This window comes from [Clostridium] symbiosum (genome assembly GCA_036419695.1).
GTDB classification, from domain to species: Bacteria; Bacillota; Clostridia; order Lachnospirales; family Lachnospiraceae; genus Otoolea; species Otoolea symbiosa_A.
On record CP143946.1, the window covers coordinates 2,983,705 to 3,003,163 of the forward strand.

Here is a 19,459-nt window from a genome sequence, read left to right on the forward strand (position 1 = left end):
CATTTTAAAAACCTTTAATCGGTGGCGGTGAAAAGCCCGGAAGACCTGCTTTTGCCGCGTATAAGGAGAAGATGCCATGAATGCCTCAGTAAAAATCAGAAACGTTGTATTCGGAGAAGGAATCCCGAAAATCTGTATTCCGCTCACGGACACGAATTTGGATGGACTGCGTCAGTCCGTCAAAGCAATGGAAAACGCCCCCTTCGACTTTGTAGAATGGCGCGCGGATTTTTACCAGAATATTGAAAATCCGCAGGTGCGATTTCAGGCCATGGCATATCTTCGCGAGCAGCTTAAGGAGATTCCGGTCCTGTTCACGATCCGTACCGACATAGAGGGAGGAAAGCTGAGACTCAGCACGGAGGATTACACCGCCCTGAATCTTGCCGCCATAGAGAGCGGCCTCGTGGATTTGGTCGATGTGGAGCTTTCAAGGGGTGATGATACGATGAAAACGCTGGTAGAAGCCGCCCATCGGGCCGGGGTGAAGATTATCGCCTCCCGCCACGACACCGCCTCAACGCCTTCCAAGGAAGAGATTGTAGGCCATCTCTGTGAGATGCAGCAGCTCGGGGCCGATATTGCCAAATTTGCCGTAATGCCCCGGAATAACCGCGATGTACTGACCTTGCTCGACGCCACGCTCACGATGAGGGAAGAACATCAGGAGACGCCCGTCATCACGATGTCCATGGGACGCCAGGGCGCCATCAGCCGGATCTGCGGCAGCGTGTTTGGTTCCGCCATCACCTTCGGCACCGCAGGCAAGGCATCCGCGCCAGGCCAGCTCCCCGCCGATCTGCTCTCCAACTTTATAACAAGTCTTGCATAAGAACGGTATATACATTCAGGGGAGGCGTAATCATTTACGCCTCCCCTTTTCTAAGCTCTTTGATCGCCGCCTCCAGGCCGCGCGCCGTCAGCTGAAACATGGGAAAACATTCGCGTACCAGCCCGATGGTCCGGGAAGCGGCATCATAGTCCCAGAGTTTCTCATGCAATGGATTCAGCCAGACCGACGACGGAAAACGTTTTTTCAGCGCCTTCAGCCAGTAAATCCCCTCTTTTTCATTCTCATGGTAATAATCAAGAGTGCCTCCCGGCTCCAGAAGTTCGGACGGGGCCATCAGTGCGTCCCCTACAATAATCACCTTATATTCCGGTTTCAGATTGTGGAACACCCACTCCGTGGAAATCTTGTCATCCCACGAACAGCCTGGCTCAGTAAAAAGCTGATCATAGAAACAGTTGTGAAAGTAGTACACCTTCAAATCCTTGAACTGGGATGCCTGGTTCACGGCCTGGAAGAGTCGGTTGCACATATCGGCATAGGCCCACATGGACCCGCCGCTGTCCATCAGAAGCAGGAGCTTCGTCTGGTTCTTTCTCGGCCGCTCCATGACCAGTTCCAGACGCCCTCCCCGATCGCAGGTTTTTTCAATGGTCTTTGTCACATTCAGTTCCGTTTTGGCTCCATCCTCCCTGCTGGACAAAAGCCTGAGTTTCCTGAGCGCCACCTGGAACTGCCTTAACTGCAGTACCTTATCCTCACGGAAATCCTTATAGTTGCGCTCCGCCGCCACTTTTAACGCACTTCTGTTCATCCCGGCCCCATGGACACGGATTCCCTTCGGTGCATAGCCGGAATGGCCGAACGCAGTGGTGCCTCCGGTTCCGACCCATTTGTTTCCTCCGTGATGCTGCTCCTTCTGTTCCGCCAGCCTCTGTTCCATCAGACGGCGTATCTCTTCAATATCCATCTTTCCCCAGGCCGCATCCGCTTCCTCCCTGTCGAAGGGCGTCTGCGTCATCGCCCTGGAGAGCCAGCGGGCCAGCTCCTCCGGAAGGCAGTCCTGTTCCTTTACATTTTTAAAGTACTCTAAAAACGCCTGATCAAACCTGTCGTAATCAGACTCCTTTTTCACCAGGATTGAGCGCGCCATATGATAAAATTCCGTCAGGCTGGCCTCATTCAGATTTAACTCCAATGCGTCCATCAGGCAGGTCCACTCATTTAAGCCGGTTTTCATGCCATAGCCGCGCAGGATGTATAAGAAATCAGTAAACATATCGGTTCTCCACCTGTTTTAAGTCCTCTGTTTTCTTCAGAAGAACGCCCGCAAAGGGGATTTCCTTTTCCAGTGTGCCGATTGGAATTCCTCCGATATGAAGGGCCTGTATCCAGTCTAAAACCTCCGACGTTCCCGGTTTTTTCTGAATTCCCTTCATATCGCGTATCCTGTAAAACGCATCCAGTACGCCACCAATCAGTGTTTCCTCAAGATCCGGATAGTGTGCTTTAATAATCCGTTCCATCATCGGCGCATCGGGAAATGCGATATAATGGAAGATACACCGTCTCAGGAACGCATCGGGCAGCTCCTTTTCCGCGTTGGATGTGATAATGACAATCGGCCTTACCTTCGCTTTTATGGTCTCCCCCGTCTCCGGTATATAGAATTCCATCTGGTCCAGCTCCCAGAGAAGATCGTTGGGAAACTCCAGATCGGCCTTATCGATCTCATCTATCAGAAGCACCACCTGTTTTTCCCGTTTAAAAGCCTCTCCCAGCTTGCCGAGGCGGATATATTTTGCAATGTCGCCCACGCCCTCCTCACCGAACTGGCTGTCGTAGAGGCGCTGGACCGTATCGTAAACATAAAGCCCGTCCTGCGCCTTGGTGGTGGACTTGATGTTCCATATTAAAAGTTCCATGCCCATGGATTTTGCGATTGCCTCAGCCAGCATCGTCTTGCCGGTTCCCGGTTCGCCCTTTATTAACAGCGGTTTTTTAAGCGCAGCCGCTATGTTGACGCTGCGGATCAGTTCATCCGACGCTATATAGTTCTCATTTCCGTGAAATTGCAGCATTGTTATTTTCCTCCTCCAAAACAGGGCACAGAGCTCACCTCCGCTCTGCACCCTGTTTTATGTTACTATGAAACTTATTCTTCGTCCATACCCGGTTTAAAGAAGTCACCGAACAGTTCCTCGTTGGACGGCATATCTTCCGGAAGAGGACGTGCTACCCATGTCGTGTTCATGTAGTGCTTTAATGCGATGTTCTCGGAAACAATGTTTCCTCCCCATGTCCCGCAGCCCATGGATGATGTCGGAGGCATTCCGTTTGTGGAGGAACCGGAGTTACCTCTGTTGTTTGGCTGGCGTACCATGATACGGGATACAGGAGCTGCCATTCCAAGTCTGTGGATGTGCTCGTCGTCGAAGGAGTAGATACCACAGGAGTGGCCCTTTCCGCCTACGTTGAAGATGGCCTGCATCATGGTCAGGGCATTCTCAAACTCTCCCTCATACTTGAAGAGGCTTAACAGGGTGGTCAGTTTCTCGCTGGAGAAGAAGAACTCTTTTCCAATCTCATTGATTCCGCCGCCTGTTACTGCGATGAACTTGCGGTCTTCCGGAATCTCGAATCCGGCGATCATAGCCAGCTTCTGTGGGCTGATGGCTACGGTCTGCGGCAGACGGTGGCCCGTCTCATCCCACATAACCTTCTTAAGCATCTCTGCCTCTTCCTCGTTGGCAAGGTATGCGCCCTCTTCTACCAGAGCTTTTACGAAGTCATCATAAATGGACTCATGGATAACCAGGTTTCCGTCGCAGGAGCAGCCTGAACCGAAGTCGGATGTCTTGGAAATACGTGTGTTGCTGGCTGCCTCTTTCTGACGCTCCGGTGTGTTGCAGGTATCGTCGATGATGACGGTTGCGTTTCCTGCGCCTGAACCGTATGCAGGAACACCTGCGGAGTAAGCCGATTTAACCATTGGGCGGCCGCCTGTTGCGATGATCAGGTCTGCGCGTTTCATCAGCTCGTTGGTCAGGGAGATGGACGGTTCTTTGATACCCTGGATGATGTCGGCCGGCGCGCCTTCGCGTACAAGCACTTCACGGATGATATCGATACACTTGTTGGTTACGTTTTTAGCACGTGGATGCGGGGAGCAGATGATTACGTCTCTTGCCTTGATTGCGTAGATAATCTGTCCGGCCGGTGTTAAACATGGGTTTGTGGTTGGAACCAGGGAAGCGATAACGCCGACTGGTTTTGCATATTTCACAAGGCCTTTTTCTTTATTCTCCTCGATGATGCCGACGCTCTTAGCGCGGAGGCAGTCTCTCAGGATAAGTTTGATTTTGTTGCGTTTGTTTCTCTTTGTGACTTTGTCGCCGAGGGATGTCTCATCAACAGCCTCGTCACAGATTGGCGCCCATACTTTCATATCGCATACAGCGGCTGCGACAGCCTGGCAGAGGCGGTCAACGCGCTCCTGGTCATATGTAGCGATAATGTCGGCTGCAACGCGTGCGCGTGCTACCATTTCTTCGATCATCTGGATCTGCTCCGGGGTTACTTCTTTTGCCATAATTGTAATTCTCCTTTACCTTATATAGTTTAAGTGCAGTTGTTCAATACGTTTGCTGTGAGGCGGTTAACAGTTGCTGGACACGGAGTGAACCGTACCGTTTTGTTAACCCGGCCTTACGTTAATTTCAGTATATCTGCCACGGCTTAAAAAGTCTAATACCGGAATTCTCTCATGTTCATAGAGAGAATCTATTGTTACCGTCCATAAAGCGCAGACGTCGTCTTTTGCCGTTACTATAGACATTTTATGACCTGGCTGCAATTTTCAGGGTTTAACATTTTTCACTATCGTTAACATTTCTTGTGAATTCCAAAGCAGTTGTCCAAACAGGAAAAAGCGTCAATTTCCTTTTGTTGAAAGGTATAGTAAGATGAATTCATCAGATGGCGGCAGGCCATTTCCACCCGGACCGGACCGCCGTCCAAAATCAATCGCTAAACAGGAGGTTATTATCATGAATGCACACGCCTATCCAGGCTATGAATATCATCTGAATCTATACGATATCATTGCCAACGGTTCGGAAGAAGAACAGGAAAAAGCCCGCGAGGAACAGAGGAAATATATCAGCGGCTATGTTCTTCCGGAAGGAATGGCCATGAAGGACATCACCATCAACGGCCCGGACGGGGATCCTCTCACCCTGCGCATCTATACGCCGGCCAATCTGCCGGAACACGCCCCGATGCTTCTGGAGATTCACGGCGGCGGCTTTGTCGGCGGCAGTCTGGACATAGACAATTACCGCTGTATCTACCTGGCAGAGCACACGCCCTGTATCGTAATCGGCGTAGACTACCGGCTCTGCAATGAAAACGTCCACTTCCCCGCTCCCCTCATGGACTGTTACGCGGCCCTGAACTGGATTTACGGACACGCCGGTGAACTGGGCGGCGACAGGGAACGTATTGCAGTCCACGGCACCAGCGCCGGAGCCAATCTGACGGCCGGTCTGGCCCTGTATGCCCGTGACCACGGAGGACCGAAGATCACAATGAGCGTTCTCAACTGCCCTCCTCTGACTATAGAGACTTTTACCTCCACCATCCAGAACAGCCAGTACTCGTTAGGAAGCGGCTCCTTTGAGGAGTCGGTGGAATACATTTACCTGAATGACAACGGATATAACGGAGGAATGCCCAATTACTACGCAATGCCAGGGTATTGCCGGGATCTTAAGCACCTTCCCGCCACGTATATCATCGTAGCCGAATACGATCCGCTCCGCGACGACGGGCTGGCCTATGCAAACCGCCTCCTGAAAGCAGGGGTTCCCTGCGAGGTCATTGTCGCGCCACGTGTCGGCCACGGGTTCTGCGTCGTGGATCACCCGCTGACAAGATGGGTTCACAATGGGGTGTGCGCCTCCCTGCGGAGGGAATTCGGAATGGAGATTATAGACTTTTAACTATTGGAATCCTGTTTACCTCAAAAAAGATGCCCTTTAAAAAGAGCATCTTTTTACGTTTATTCTGCGGTTAAATCTGTTTTCCTGCACTGTACCCTTGCATTCCCGGGTCTCTGAAACATCTCAATCTGCTGATCCAGTCTCATTGTCAGAGGTTGTTTTGCCCGATACGGCTCCCATTTTGGAAACGCATTGTCCCCCTCTCCATTTGGCGTACCGTATTTTACAAAATTTGCCCAATAGGTATTGCAGGCATCGGCGAGAAGGTAATCCGCTCCCTCCCATGGCCTCCAGGAACGCATCAGCGTCCGGAACACATACCACAGATCCGCCGCATGGAACGGTCCCATATCATCCCCCGGAAGCATGCGTTCCAGGCTGTAAATGAAGGTTTCTCCCTTCCCCTGACGTTCCCGCAGTTCGGCAAAGCCTTCCGCTGCGCTCTGCAGCAGCTCCGTTGCCATGGCTTTTTGGTATTCGGCGAATTCCGGGCCGTCCTGCGGGCATAGAGCGAGGTAATTCCCGGCTTTATCTCCCAGCGCGTCCTGCATCACCTGTTCCAGATGGCCTCTGTCCCTGGCAAAAACCAGACCCTCCATGGCCGTATATCCAATCAGGCAGGGCATCTTTGGCGTCTCACCGGCTCTGCAGCAGTCCACCATGCTTTTTTCCAGGACATATCCGTCCACCACCGGCCCGCGCTGAAGCTCCGGCCCCGGCATCGTCTCTTTCCACCGTTTCAATAGCTCCGCCCCGGACAGCGCCCTCGCCTCTTCGATTGAAGAGACTCCGAGAGCGGCCAGGCTTGTGCGTTCTTCCGCTTTCTTCAGGTTTGGGAATTCCATATCTGGAAATGGGGACAGGCCGCCTCCGCTCTGCATGATCGCCTTTGCATAAAGTCCTTTTGTCAGAGGGGAGCACACCAGCGCCTGCACACAGCACGCCCCGGCCGACTGTCCGGCCAAGGTAATCTGATCGGGATCACCTCCGAATGAAGCGATATTTCTCCTGACCCAGCGAAGCGCCGCAATCTGGTCTAAGAGCCCGTAATTTCCCGATATGCCGTACTGATTCTCGCTATCCAGTTCCGGATGGACCATCCATCCAAATATATTAAGCCTGTAGTTGACCGTAACAAGAATTACACCTTTTCTGGCAAAATGCTCCCCGTCAAAATGGGCGGAATGGCCATATCCGGTCATAAACGCCCCGCCATGGATCCAAAACAGGACGGGAAGCTTTTCATCGGCAGACTGCGCAGGCGTCCATACATTCAGATACAGACAGTCCTCGCTCATCTCCTCCTCACAGGGATAAAATTCCTTCTCATAAAAGCTTCCTTTTCCAACTCCTAGCTGATAACACCTGGCCGATGCCCTGGCGCAGTCCCTAACCCCCTTCCAGTCAGCCGCCGGTTCGGGCGCTCTCCATCTAAGCTTCCCTGTCGGCGGCGCCGCATACGGGATTCCGTAAAAGGCCGTGATGCTTGGCCACCCGCAGGGCACTCCAAGGATTTTTCCATTTTCAACCGTTACTTCTCTCATCTGTCTGACCTGCCTTCCACAGTAAGAGCCCAGCCCTGGGCATATCTTAAAACATTTCCGTCGTCTGCCCGCCCCGGACCGGACTCTTATCTCAATTATGTATTATTTTGCAGCGGCTTTGGCAGCCTCAACGTAGCTGTCCACAAAAGCCGGATCAATGTTTTCTTTCATCATGTCGATTACCACCTGGGATGCCTTACCGTACAGCTCCCTGATCTCATCAGTTACCGGCGTAACCTCAATGCCGTAATCCGTCTGGCACAGTTTGGACATTCTGGCGTCGTCATCAGCAGTTCCTGCTAACTGATATCTCTCACAGAACAGCACGAACTGGTCGCAGGCAAGCTTCTGCTCCTCGCTCATACCGTCATATTTGGACTTGTTCATTACGTAGGTGCTGACAAATGGAATATGGTTTGTCTCTACAATGTATTTCTGAACTTCACAGAGCTTTGCTCCCACGATAGAGGCCCACGGATTTTCCTCCGCATCCAGCATTCCCTGCTGAAGGGCAATATATAATTCTCCAAAGGCCAGAGGCGTCGGGTTGGTTCCCAGTTCTTTCCAGAACGCCATATGATATTTATTCTCCTGGGTACGGATGTTAAGTCCCTGAAGGTCTGCTGCCTTCGTAATCGGCTTGTTGCTGGACAGGATACGGAAGTCCGGAGCATACATTGTAGCCAGATGCAGGCCTGCCTTATTGTAATATGGTTCCAGCTGATCCTTAAAACTGGATAAAACCTGATTGGCAGAGTCCACGTCCGTGTACAGGCCGCCGATATCCAGCACCGCCAGTTCGGGAATCAGGCCGACCTGGGAGGTGGGAGCTCCCGTAAACATATCCACGCTTCCCATCTGCGCCCCCTCAATCAGTTCCACATCGCCGCCAAGCTGGCCGCCCGGATAGAAGTTCACAACAAAATTCCCGTCCGTCCATGATTTTGCCGCCTCGATCGCCGCATAAATGGCGTCTCCCATAACCGTACCGTCCACCGTGCCGGAACAGCCGAGCGAGAGTTCAATCGGATCGCAGGCAATGCTTGTATTCAGTCCTTCCGATGCAATCGCGATAAGCTCAGCATTTCCCGAAGAAGCGGTGACGGAATCCGTATTCTCTCTGGCGGCTTTTGCAGCTGTCTCCGGTCCGGCCGTAACAGAGCTCTCTTTGCCAGAACCACCGCAGCCTGCCATGGACAGCGCCATTGATACAGATAATGTGATTGCAATAATTTTCTTTTTCATTATGATTCCTCCTGAAATGAATATTTAATTTTATATTGTTTTATATAAGGCACAGACTGATAGCCGGAATAAATGTAATCAGAAGCAGCGCCAGCAGGAAACAGCCGATAAACGGCACGGTCTTGACGCCCAGGCGCACAACCGGGATTTCCACCAGCGGAGCGGTGACAAAGAGGTTCATTCCAAAAGGCGGAGTGACAAATCCCACAGCCAGAGCCGTAACCATAACAACGCCCAGATGAATCGGGTCAATTCCGAATCCAGTGGCAACCGGCATGATAATCGGTGCAATAATCATGACTGCCGGGCCTACGTCCATAAACATGCCGATGAGCAGTAAAAGTAAAAGTAAAACGACAAACAGCATATATTTATTAGAAATCGTCGTCCCGATCAGCGTCTGTATCACGTTGGATGCCTTTAAAAGAATCAGCACGCGGCTGAATCCCTGTGCCAGTGCTATCATCATAAGGATCGGCGCATAGGAAGCAATGGCGTCCTTAAACAGCTGCGGAATATCCCTGAACGTGATGCTCTTATAGATAAACAGGCATACAATCAGTGCATAGATAACGGAAATACATGCCGCCTCCGTGGGGGTGACGAAGCCTCCGTAAATACCGCCCAGAATAATGACAGGAGTCAGAAGAGCCCAGAAACCTTCCATAAAGATGTTCAGGAAACCTCTTGCCTTCAGCGCTTCATAATTGGCGGCAATTTTCTCCTTGTCCTCACCCTTTCTTTTGCAGTATAACCAGCAGTAAAACATGATGACGAAAGCGATCAGGCAGCCCGGAAGGACTCCCGCCTTAAACAGGTTTCCAACGGATGCTCCCGTGAACAGTCCGAACATGATAAACGGAATGCTGGGAGGAATAATTACGCCCAGTCCTCCGGCCGTCGCCACGATAGCCGCCGAAAATACCTTGTCATATCCCAGACTGACCAGAATCGGGATACACATGGTTCCAACCGCCGACGCCGTAGCCGGGCCGGAACCGGAAATTGCACCGTAAAACAGGCAGGTGATGACAACGGCACATGGAATGCCGGCCGTCCTTTTTCCAACAATAATTGCAAAAATATCAAATAAACGCTTTGAGATTCCTCCCCTCGTCATGAGGGCTCCCGACAACATAAAGAGCGGTACCGCCAGGATCGGAGTTGTATTAAGCCCGGAAATCATTGCCTGGATAATATAGTTCATATTTCCCGGAAAGCTGCTGTTAATAAGCTGCGGAATCACTGTCGCCAGCCCCATGGCAACCGCCATCGGCAGGGCCAGGACCATGGCAACCAGAAATGCCCCAAAAACTAAACCTAACATTATTCTGCCACCTCCTTATTTTCTTTTTTCTCTTTCTTCCAGAACCATTTCACCAAATCCTGAATCTGACGGATGACGCCTATCACGGAACCGACAAAGACGGAACCGTAAAGCACGTACATCGGCACTTCCATAGCCGGACTCTTCATACCGCCCCGCACAGAATTCATCATTGCAAAATAGCCGTAATAAGAAAAATACGTAAAGAAAATCAAGGTGACAACGCGTCCGGCCAGATCAAATATCTTCTTGACCGAATCCGGGAAAAATCCCACCAGGATATCCACCTTCAGCATCTTATCCCTGCGTATGCAGTAGCCGATTGATAAAAATCCCGAGATAACAAATGAGAATCTGCAGAATTCCTCCGGCCACGACATCGACTCCCGATAGACAAAACGCATGATAATCTGTGCAAACATAACTGCCGTCATGAGAATCAGAAGAACCATTAAGAGACATTCTTCAAAATTCTCATCGAACCATTTCCAAAATTTTTTCACTTTGGAAACCCTCCTTTCCACTTCCCCTTATATTATTTACGGTCTGCGGCGCTGCCGCTCCTTCTGCGGATGGATGGGCTGAAACTTTCCCGTCCCCGCCGTCCGTAAAGTCAGAATAACAGGAAAAAGTCCGCTGGTATACGGACTTTTTTTGTAGAGAGCACACATTTTTCACGGTTTCCGGGGAAATGTTACCAATTCGAAGAATTGTTATTTTCGGTGAATATCAGGGTACCGGACCGTTGCTTTGCGGTTATGAATCCTGTCCTCCCCGGTAATTTCCCGGAGTCTGGTCCGTATATTTTTTAAATACGCGGATAAAGTTCTGTACAGAGTTGAAACCGCAGCAAAAGCCGATCTCCTTGATCGTGACATTGGTGGTCCGAAGAAGCTGTCTGGCCTTTTCTACCCGGAAGGAGGCCAGATAAGATGAAAATTTCTCCCCGCTGATTTCGTTAAAAAGTTCACTCAGATAGGAAGCGCTGATTCCAATATGTTCACATACGTCATTTAGCGACAGATTGCTGTCGGCGTAATTTTGTGCAATATATTCTTTTGCCAGCTTCACATACCGGTAGCTGTTCTTTTTGTTATAGGTGTGCAGAAGACCGACGGCGATCCTGGCATTTTCAAGGACGCGCGCCGACAGCTCTTCCCTGGTTGAAAGCTCCCTCAGCGCCGTCACCGCATGAACCGATTCCAGAAGTTCCTGCTCCTCCTCATTTAGCGGCAGTGTTATGACTTTCTCCGTCAGCTCGTCCAGAAAAAGCTGGGCCATATTTCTGAATTCCGCTAAATCCGTGATATCGCGTTTCAAATCGGACAGAATCTGGCCGAGCAGGTTTTCCGTCTCCGCCCGGTTGCCCTGGGAGGCCTGCTCCACCAGCGCCTTGGTCCTCTCCTGGCAATAACGGCGGTTGACAATCCGATCTGTATCCCCGTCGTTTTCTTCCTCCTGTTCTGTCTCACTGCTGTCGAGATACTGCTGGTACTGAAGTTTCCCCACCGCCTCTTTGTAGGCGTAACGGATGTCCATGATATTCTGGTAAATACTGCCCCGCTCCAGCTGGAGCCCGTAGGGAATCTTCTCCCCGAGCTGCTGCAAAAGCCGGGACAGCTTCGCACATTCCCGCTTGATTGCCACCACAGGGTACTCCGGCGGAAATCCCATGACAATCACCACGACCATTTTATCGGTGCGGATATCGTAAATATGGTAATCCGAAATCTCAATCCCTTCTACCAGTTTTTTGATGGACAGCAGATGCAGGTTCAGCTCCACATCGGTTCCTTTTCTCTCCCTGGGTTCGCTCAGTTTACAGGCCAGAACCAGGTAGCGGCTGTTTACCAGGATCGGATTGCCCACTCCTTCCAGAATTTCGCGGACCCGCTCTTCCTCAATCGCCTTTCCCACCATCAGGTTTTTAAGCATGGAGTCCAGGATTTCCGGGGCAATATTGGCAATCACTCCCTTAAGCTGGCTCTGCTGGTCCATCGCATCGCAGTAAGCTCCCTCCAGGAAATCGATCTCCGTATCTCCCGACTGTTTTTCCCTGCCGTCGGCCTGGGTCACCAGCTTCATCAGCCGGTTGATGGGACGATAAATGAAATAGCTGATATAGTAATCAAACACAATGCTCAGCGCCAGAAAAACGATCGATGCCACCAGATACATGGGCAGGACATCCATAACCCTCACGGAGAGATTTCCCGTATCGAGCGGCATCAGATAAACCCGGCCGTCCTCCGGCGAATCATAGCGGTAAAATCCCCTGGTACTGTGCCCTGCCACCTCCGCCAGATTTTCCTGGTTAATAAACATCCCGTCATTTTCCCAATCCGGGTTTATCGTGTCATAAGAAAGCAGATCCTCAAAAAATGCCTCCCGGTTCTCATCATAAATATAAACTTCCGTCTCCCCCGATACTCCCGTAAGCCCCAGCGTACTGCCGAGCGCCTGTACATTCAGTTCATACACCAGCGTCCCGATATGGGAGGCAATGTTCAAATCCTGCATAACCAGGATCCGTCCTTCCCTGGACATCACCGTGGTCGTGGTCATCGTACCGGTCTTTCTCCTGATTTTCTGCCATTCCGGCGCCTGTTCCTCCAGATGCTCCCTGAGAATGGGCCAGTCCACAAACTCCTCTGCCTGAAAAATCGATTCACTGTCCCGGATTTCACCGGTCAGGGGCGAATACAGGCAGGCGCTCTGCACCAGCTCACTTCCGCTTCCGATAGACTTAAGCTGGCGCCCAATCCGGTAATCGCGTTCCGGAGCGACACGCCCGGGAGATACCATATAGGTAATAAAATCATTGCTCCACATCATCTGGGCCATGTTCTGCCCCAGCATATTGATGATCAGTTCCATTGCCTCATCCGTCTGCTTCAGGCGGCTCACCCCTGACAGCGCCGCCTGCTTCCTGTAATTCTGGCTGATTATATTATTCATCCAGAACCCCATAAACAGTACCATTCCCAGGGACAGCAGAATCAGTCCCATAAAAATCCTCGCAAACAGGCTGTTTTTTATTTTACGGAAACAGCCTGAAACACTAAAATGTCTCATATACTCTTCTCCCCTGGCCGTTATCTGCCGATATTTTTCTGCATTTTGGCCGCATTATCCCCATTTTTATCATTTTCAGTATAACCATTCCATTCGGGCATGTCTAATACCAGTATTCTTTCATGTTGATAGAGAGGTTCTATGACGGGTTCTATGACGGCGGCGGTTTTTGTAGAAATCCGATGTAGCTTATGATATAATCCAATGAGAAACCTGCGCTTATTGGATTTAATTTCTGAATTTTGAGATAAGCGTGATACATAAAAAAGGACGGTGTCATCATGACTTTGCTGCAATTACAATATTTTGAAACTCTGGCCCGTGTGCTACATTATACACATGCGGCGGAGGAACTTCATATCGCTCAGCCAAGCCTCAGCTACTCCATAAGCGAACTGGAGAAAGAACTGGGCGTCAAGCTGTTTGAGAAGCAGAACCGGAAAATCTGCCTGACCGACTACGGCGAACGTTTTCTGCCCTATGTACAGAAATCCCTGATGCTGATGGAGGAGGGAACCAATACCTTAAAGCAGATGGCCGGCACCGCACCGCTTGTGGTGCGCCTCGGATATTTCCATTCCATCTCGTCCTCCCTGATTCCATCCATGGTTGAGGAGGTATACCGCCTTCCCGAGAACCAGCAGATCCGTTTTCATTTTACCGAGGACACTTCTTTTGATATTTTCAGCCTGCTAAAGAACGGAAAACTGGATCTGGCATTCTGCACCCACCGCGATGAATGGGCTGATTCGATCACGATTATGAAACAGCCCCTGTACCTCGCCGTTCCTTTAGAGCACCCTCTGTCCGACCGCTCCTATGTCACCTTTGAAGACTTTGCCAGGGAACCGCTTGTGATGCTCGATAAGGCCAGCAGTCTGCGCAAACAGCTCGACCACGTATTCACCCAGCGCGGCGTAATCCCCAATGTCGTTTTCGAGGTCCGGGAATGTAATGCCGCCCTCCAGTATGTGGCCCTGAAATTCGGCGTATCGATTCTGCCCGAGGTACCAGCCATGAAGACAGAGCGAGTCAGGGCGATTCCGATTGACGATAAGGGAAAAGAGTTCCTCCGGACCGTTTATCTCTCCTGGGATCGGAACCGGCCCCTCACCCCGGCCGTACAACGCGTACGCAACCTGATTGTACAACGCTATGCCTGCTCCTCTCCCGGCTGATGGGACAAATCTATCCGGCACGCCGGATTTTGCGAAAAAAACAGGCGTTTCCCTTTTGGAGGAAGCGCCTGTTTTTTGCCGCCGCGCGGCGGCGCAAGAATCCCGCCGGCGGGATTTTATGTTCCTGGACAGGTAATGAGAATTCGATTTATTCCTTAGGAAAACGGATGGCAAATACCGCGCCGCCCTGCGGATGGTTCTTTGCGGTAATTGTCCCGCCCTGCCGTATGATAATCATCCTGGAAAGAGCCAGGCCAATCCCATACCCCGCCTTATTTGTACTCTTTCCACGATAAAACCGGTCAAACAGACGGGGCAGCTCTTCCGTTTTAAAACCTGCGCCGCTGTCGTGGATGGTTATTTCGGTATACAATAGATTCTCCGTGCAGGTAATCTGCAGTTTACCGTGATCTCCCACACTTTCCAAACAGTTTTTAAGAAGGTTCAGGACTGCTTCCGAAAGCCAGCCGGAATCTCCCCGGATGGATAATCCCGTCTGTACCTCCATCTCCACTTCTATTTCATGCAGCTCCATATAGATGAGAAACGGCCGGAGCGCGGTATTGAGCATGGCTTTTACATCGACCGGTTCACTCTGGAATTCTACGACTCCCGCATCCAGACGTGATATTTTTAACAGGGCAGTAATCAGCCAGTCCATCCGTGTAAGCAATTCCTCGGTTTCGCGCACAAAGGATTTCCGTTCCTCCTCATCCCTGCAGTTTTCCATCAAAGACAGGGTGAGATTGGCGGATGTCAGCGGCGTGCGGAGCTGATGGGCAATATCGGCCAGAGAATCGGCCAGATGGATCTTGTCTTTTTTCAGGGCATCGTTCTGTTCCCGGATGCGCAGCATCATTTTCGTGATTTCGCTGTGCAGAATGGAAAGTTCTCCCTCATCCAACTCGTCAATCTCCAGCCGCTCGGCATTGTGAAGCACCAGATCGATCTGATTGGAAAGCCGGGCGATGCTGTTATATCTGGCTTTGGTAAACAAGCAAAAGGAAGCGCCAAAGGCGGCCGCGGAAAAAGCGGCAAGCAACCCGGCCGCCGTATTCATCAGAAAGCCGAGTACCGTAACGGCAGCCGCCATCAGGACATATACGATGGCAAATCTCCGGAATTCCCTGTTTCTAAGCATTCCCATCCCCCAATCTATATCCCGTTCCCCGGACCGTCAGAATAATACGCGGGTTTGCCGGATCATCCTCCGTTTTCTCCCGCAGGCGTTTGATGTATACGGTTAATGTATTGTCATTGACAAACTCTCCGGCCGCATCCCACAGTTCGTCAAGCAGCCTCCCCCTCGTTATGATACTTCGGGGATTGTTGATAAACACCAGCAGCAGGCGGTATTCCAAAGCTGAAAGATAAATCTCGCTGCCGTCCTTTTTTACAATGCCGTTTGCCGTGTCGACATACAGACCGCAGATTTCAAATACCGAGCCGCTACGTCCCCCTTTTCTCAGGGCGGTGCCAATCCGCGCAATTAATTCCCGCGGCCGAAAGGGCTTGGTAATATAATCGTCCGCGCCCATGTTCAGCCCGGTAACCACGCTCGCCTCATCACCGGAGGCCGTCAGAAAGATTACCGGAATATCCTGCGCCTCTTTAATTACCGTATATACGGTAAAACCATTCCCGTCGGGCAGGGCAATGTCGATGAGCGCCAGGTCGAATTTATTCCCGGCCGCGGCGGCGGAAGCTTCCCCGCGCGTAGAGGCATGGATGACCGTATATCCCTCTGCACGGAGCAAAAGTATGAGATTTTTAGCAATTTCTTGATCGTCCTCAACCAGAAAAATCCGCTGCATCGGCTATTCCTCCTGTCCATTTTTTCAATGCCGGCCACAGGTATCTAAAGAGGACGCCCATACCGAACGTCCTCCCTGGCGGCTGCCTGTATTGTATTCTTTCATTGTATTCTTTTTTAACGTATCAGCATCCCATGATGCTCCAGATACTGATCAAACACCTCTCCGCTGCGAATAATATAATCCCTGAAATATTTTGCAGCCGGAGGGATATAGCGCTCCTTATTCCACTGCAGATAGAGTCTGCGCTGCGGTATATCGTTGGCAATGGGAAGAATCCTTGTATTATAAGGAGCTCCGGCCAGAGGATAGGGCACAATCGATACTCCCCGCCTGGCCGCCACCAGACCATAAATAATCTGATCGTTCGGCGTCTCGGAAACTACATTGGGGTTTATCCCCATCTCGTCAAACAGTTTCTCAAGCTGGCCGCGAAGCTGCGCATGGTTATCAAAGGCAATAAAATTCTCGCCATCCAGCTTTTTCAAATCCACTTTCTCTTCCCCGGCCAGTTCATGGCCTTCCGGAACCAGGACAACCAGCTGATGCGTGCCGATATAGGCCGCGTCTATCTGCGGATAACTCAGCCTGGTCCCAAGGATCAGATCCACCGAACCATCCAGAAGTTTTCCCTGTATTCCCTTCCAGATTTCCTGGCTGTACTGGAACTGCACCTCCAGGCGGTTTGTCTCGGACTGATACCGCACCATAAGATCGGTGGCAAACTGGGCAATTGACTGAAACCCGGCCAGGACAATCGTTCCCACATTCGGATCAATATACTCCTTCAGTGTCGTGATACCCGCTTCCAGCGAATTGATTGTCTGCTGAACATAAGGAAGAAAGATTTCTCCGTATTTTGTCAGCTTAATATTGCGGCCCTTCCGCTCAAACAGCTCCGCTCCCAGTTCCTCCTCCAGCTCTTTAATGGCATGGCTCAAATTGGACTGGCTGACATGAAGCTGTTCCGCCGCCCTGGTATAATGTTCCAGTTCTGCGATTGTATTAAAATAATACAGCCACTGTAAATTCATATACTACTCCTCCCCATAATCATCCTGTCCCTATCTTTCTATTATCCATGATTTTCGGAAAAAGTTCAACTGATTTATGATTTGGCGGCGTTAGTTTGCCGTTCGTTTGCTGTTAAGTAATACAAACTTCGCAAACCGAGTACCGTCCCCGCCATAATATACAACCGACGCTTTATATGCTATAATTTAGAAAACAACTGAATGAACCGCATGAGCTGAGGGGCGGATTTCCTCTGTTTTTAATAAATTCATTGTGGAAGGAGGCGGTACTGTGAAATGCAGAAGATGCGGGGAAACTTTTGAGGGAAATTACTGTCCTGTCTGTGGAGAAGCCGTCAAAAAAGAAGCGGCCCCGCTGAAGCCGGCCTCCAATGATTATGTATCATCGAAACAAACACGGGTAACGGAAAAACGGAGTCTGTACCAATCCTCCGGTTTTACAGCGGCCACATTGTTTCTTTGTTTTCCTCTCGGACTGTTCCTGATGTGGAAATACCGGAAATTTAACAAAGCAGCCAGAACGGTGATAACCGGCCTTTGTTCCATCTGCATGGTACTGCTCATTCTATCCATTCAAAGTCTTGCTATACACGGGACTCCCCTCTTTTATAAGGGGGTTCAGGATATTGTCGGCAATGATGGAACGCCCGGAGTGCTGGATATTTTGAAAACGGGCGAAACCGGTAAAGCCCGGGCAGACAACACGGCGGACGAAACCGAATCCGCGCCTGATATTGAAAAATACTCCTCCATCGTCAAACAGGAACTGAGCCGTTTTCTTACAGATCTGACTTATTCAAAATCATCCGGTGACTGGAATATATCTGAAAATGGCTCGGTGATCACGATCCAGACCAGGGTAAGAGACAGTTCCGGGGAAACGAAAGCGGTGACGGTAAAGATTTTATATGAAACCGGCCAAAAATATTATGAGCCGCTCCGTATCGAATACGACGGCGAGCTGCTGTTCGATGGAGAAATCCTGTTTGACGGAGAAACCCTGTTTGACGAAGAACTCCTGTTTCAGGAACCGGTATAGAGGGTTCTGTATAGAAAGTCTTTATTATTTTTATTTTTTCTTTATTGTCCGGTCAAACTTTTGTCACAATTTTCCTGTATAGTATAAATCAAACAGGAAGCAAACCTTTTATATAGACTTTTTCATACTCATGCCGGCGGGAGCAATCCTGGCCGGCTCCCCCTTTTTCAGGGGAATCAAACGAATAGAAAGACCGGGGACGCTTTTGCAGTCGTGCGGCGGGAATGCCTTAAGCTATCAATTTTTTCGGTGATATGTTATTATAATAAGAACTAAAAAAGATACATAATCCGGGGGATGAAACATATGGATAAGATTAAGGCAATATTAGAGGAATACACGGATGTTCCGGTTACCGGGTCTTCGGAGCTCATTAACGACCTCGGCCTGGACTCCTTCTTAATTGTATATTTTCTGACGGAAATCGAGGACTGTTTTGGGATAGACATCAACGAATCTGATTTTGACAGCTTCATCACAGTGGCTGACGTGTGGGAACGTATCTGTCAGGAGAAAAGAAAAAAGCTGCAGGCTGATTCATAGCCGGCAGCTTTCGCCTGGCCGTTTGATACCGTTTGTCCCCCTTCCATAATCGGAAATGAACTCACATTTCAATATAACTGACATATAATGTATTAAAACTGTTTGGAAAGAACCGTATGGCTATCGATCCCCGTGGAACTATGTTTCAACAAGGAAACGTAATGCGAATTAACAATGCATTCGTAGAAGACGTTACCTGCTTCAATAACTTAAGCGCATCTATTTTAGTATCTTACTCCGTACCAGAAATCAATAATATTACTTCCATACAGACTATCAGGTTAAATCTTAATAGTGGAACCGTGGTCTTGAACTCATTCGGTCAAAGCATATGCTTATGCTGCATTCAGAGGGGAATGTGGGTGAATGTTGTATTCTCATCCCGTATGACAAGGAGCATCCCGCCTCAGGCTAATGCCTTCCTGGTAACAATTCAAAGAACAACACTGCCAACGCCGCCCTGGTTTCCATGGCCGCCTTTACCACCCAGGCCACCTCAGCCGCCAAGACCTCCAAGACCACCCAGGCCTCCGCAGCCGCCAAGACCACCCAGGCCACCTCAGCCGCCAAGGCCTCCGCAGCCACCATGGCCGCCAAGACCTCCTCAGCCGCCAAGGCCACCCAGGCCCCCGCAGCCACCATGGCCGCCTCAGCCGCCAAGACCTCCTCAGCCGCCAAGGCCACCAAGGCCTCCGCAGCCGCCGAGACCTCCTCAGCCGCAACCGCCTCCAAGGCCGCAGCCCAGAACTCAGGAACTGCAGGAGGAACTGTTTTAATCAATTCTAATAGGAATCCTTAATTATGGTTGGAATGGGAACTATCAATAAACTGATTTGATTTCTAGTAACTAATACCGGTTTTGTAAAA

General features: G+C 50.4%; 17 protein-coding genes. 5 read left to right on the forward strand and 12 right to left on the reverse strand.

Translation table 11 applies throughout. The annotated features are described in order from the left end of the window. The first annotated feature begins 76 nt into the window (after positions 1-76). On the forward strand, positions 77-832 hold the full coding sequence (gene aroD / locus V3C10_13670; protein WVP60363.1) for a type I 3-dehydroquinate dehydratase: 756 nt from the start codon (positions 77-79) through the stop codon (positions 830-832). A 34-nt stretch (positions 833-866) separates the two neighbouring features. Here aroD and V3C10_13675 read toward each other — a convergent pair whose 3' ends face one another. The 3 genes from V3C10_13675 to V3C10_13685 form a co-directional block, all read right to left on the reverse strand. Further along, positions 867-2,069, reverse strand: coding sequence for a VWA domain-containing protein (locus V3C10_13675; protein ID WVP60364.1), 1,203 nt, complete (start codon positions 2,067-2,069; stop codon positions 867-869). After that, a complete protein-coding gene (locus tag V3C10_13680) occupies positions 2,059-2,871 on the reverse strand; it encodes a MoxR family ATPase (protein WVP60365.1) in 813 nt (270 codons plus the stop codon). Before V3C10_13680 ends, V3C10_13675 begins: the two co-directional genes overlap by 11 nt. 74 nt (positions 2,872-2,945) lie before the next feature. Next, entirely contained in the window at positions 2,946-4,382 is a 1,437-nt protein-coding gene (locus V3C10_13685; protein WVP60366.1) for an aldehyde dehydrogenase family protein, read from the reverse strand. 457 nt (positions 4,383-4,839) lie between these two features. On the opposite strand from V3C10_13685, the gene V3C10_13690 reads away from it, so the two are divergent. Beyond that, positions 4,840-5,793, forward strand: a complete 954-nt coding sequence (locus tag V3C10_13690) for an alpha/beta hydrolase (GenBank protein WVP60367.1) — start codon at positions 4,840-4,842, stop codon at positions 5,791-5,793. A gap of 59 nt (positions 5,794-5,852) precedes the next feature. On the opposite strand, the gene V3C10_13695 is transcribed toward V3C10_13690, so the two are convergent. The 5 genes from V3C10_13695 to V3C10_13715 all read right to left on the reverse strand — a co-directional run bounded on the left by V3C10_13695 (position 5,853) and on the right by V3C10_13715 (position 12,984). Further along, positions 5,853-7,337, reverse strand: a complete 1,485-nt coding sequence (locus V3C10_13695; protein WVP60368.1) for a carboxylesterase family protein — start codon at positions 7,335-7,337, stop codon at positions 5,853-5,855. Between the two features lie 102 nt (positions 7,338-7,439). After that, complete coding sequence (locus V3C10_13700) at positions 7,440-8,582, reverse strand: TRAP transporter substrate-binding protein (protein ID WVP60369.1); 1,143 nt, start codon at positions 8,580-8,582, stop codon at positions 7,440-7,442. A 40-nt stretch (positions 8,583-8,622) separates the two neighbouring features. Beyond that, complete coding sequence (locus V3C10_13705; protein ID WVP64631.1) at positions 8,623-9,912, reverse strand: TRAP transporter large permease; 1,290 nt, start codon at positions 9,910-9,912, stop codon at positions 8,623-8,625. Continuing rightward, on the reverse strand, positions 9,909-10,412 hold the full coding sequence (locus tag V3C10_13710) for a TRAP transporter small permease (GenBank protein ID WVP60370.1): 504 nt from the start codon (positions 10,410-10,412) through the stop codon (positions 9,909-9,911). Before V3C10_13710 ends, V3C10_13705 begins: the two co-directional genes overlap by 4 nt. 253 nt (positions 10,413-10,665) lie before the next feature. Next, complete coding sequence (locus V3C10_13715; GenBank protein WVP60371.1) at positions 10,666-12,984, reverse strand: AraC family transcriptional regulator; 2,319 nt, start codon at positions 12,982-12,984, stop codon at positions 10,666-10,668. A 281-nt stretch (positions 12,985-13,265) separates the two neighbouring features. Between V3C10_13715 and V3C10_13720 the strand changes: the two genes are divergently transcribed. Continuing rightward, the gene (locus V3C10_13720; GenBank protein WVP60372.1) at positions 13,266-14,162 is read left to right on the forward strand and encodes a LysR family transcriptional regulator; all 897 of its coding nucleotides are present in this window, start codon (positions 13,266-13,268) and stop codon (positions 14,160-14,162) included. 148 nt (positions 14,163-14,310) lie between these two features. Here the strand turns inward: V3C10_13720 and V3C10_13725 are convergent, their stop codons facing one another. The 3 genes from V3C10_13725 to V3C10_13735 all read right to left on the reverse strand — a co-directional run bounded on the left by V3C10_13725 (position 14,311) and on the right by V3C10_13735 (position 17,010). Next, positions 14,311-15,303: a HAMP domain-containing sensor histidine kinase gene (locus V3C10_13725; protein WVP60373.1), complete on the reverse strand. Its 993-nt coding sequence runs from the start codon at positions 15,301-15,303 to the stop codon at positions 14,311-14,313. Continuing rightward, positions 15,296-15,976, reverse strand: a complete 681-nt coding sequence (locus V3C10_13730) for a response regulator transcription factor (protein WVP60374.1) — start codon at positions 15,974-15,976, stop codon at positions 15,296-15,298. The genes V3C10_13725 and V3C10_13730 overlap by 8 nt, the downstream gene beginning before the upstream one ends. A 116-nt stretch (positions 15,977-16,092) precedes the next feature. Next, positions 16,093-17,010, reverse strand: a complete 918-nt coding sequence (locus V3C10_13735) for a LysR family transcriptional regulator (GenBank protein WVP60375.1) — start codon at positions 17,008-17,010, stop codon at positions 16,093-16,095. 271 nt (positions 17,011-17,281) lie between these two features. Between V3C10_13735 and V3C10_13740 the strand changes: the two genes are divergently transcribed. Next, positions 17,282-18,049, forward strand: a complete 768-nt coding sequence (locus V3C10_13740; protein ID WVP60376.1) for a hypothetical protein — start codon at positions 17,282-17,284, stop codon at positions 18,047-18,049. A gap of 306 nt (positions 18,050-18,355) precedes the next feature. Continuing rightward, a complete protein-coding gene (locus V3C10_13745) occupies positions 18,356-18,592 on the forward strand; it encodes an acyl carrier protein (protein ID WVP60377.1) in 237 nt (78 codons plus the stop codon). 411 nt (positions 18,593-19,003) lie between these two features. Here the strand turns inward: V3C10_13745 and V3C10_13750 are convergent, their stop codons facing one another. Continuing rightward, positions 19,004-19,372, reverse strand: a complete 369-nt coding sequence (locus V3C10_13750; protein ID WVP60378.1) for a hypothetical protein — start codon at positions 19,370-19,372, stop codon at positions 19,004-19,006. Between the last annotated feature and the right edge of the window lie 87 nt (positions 19,373-19,459).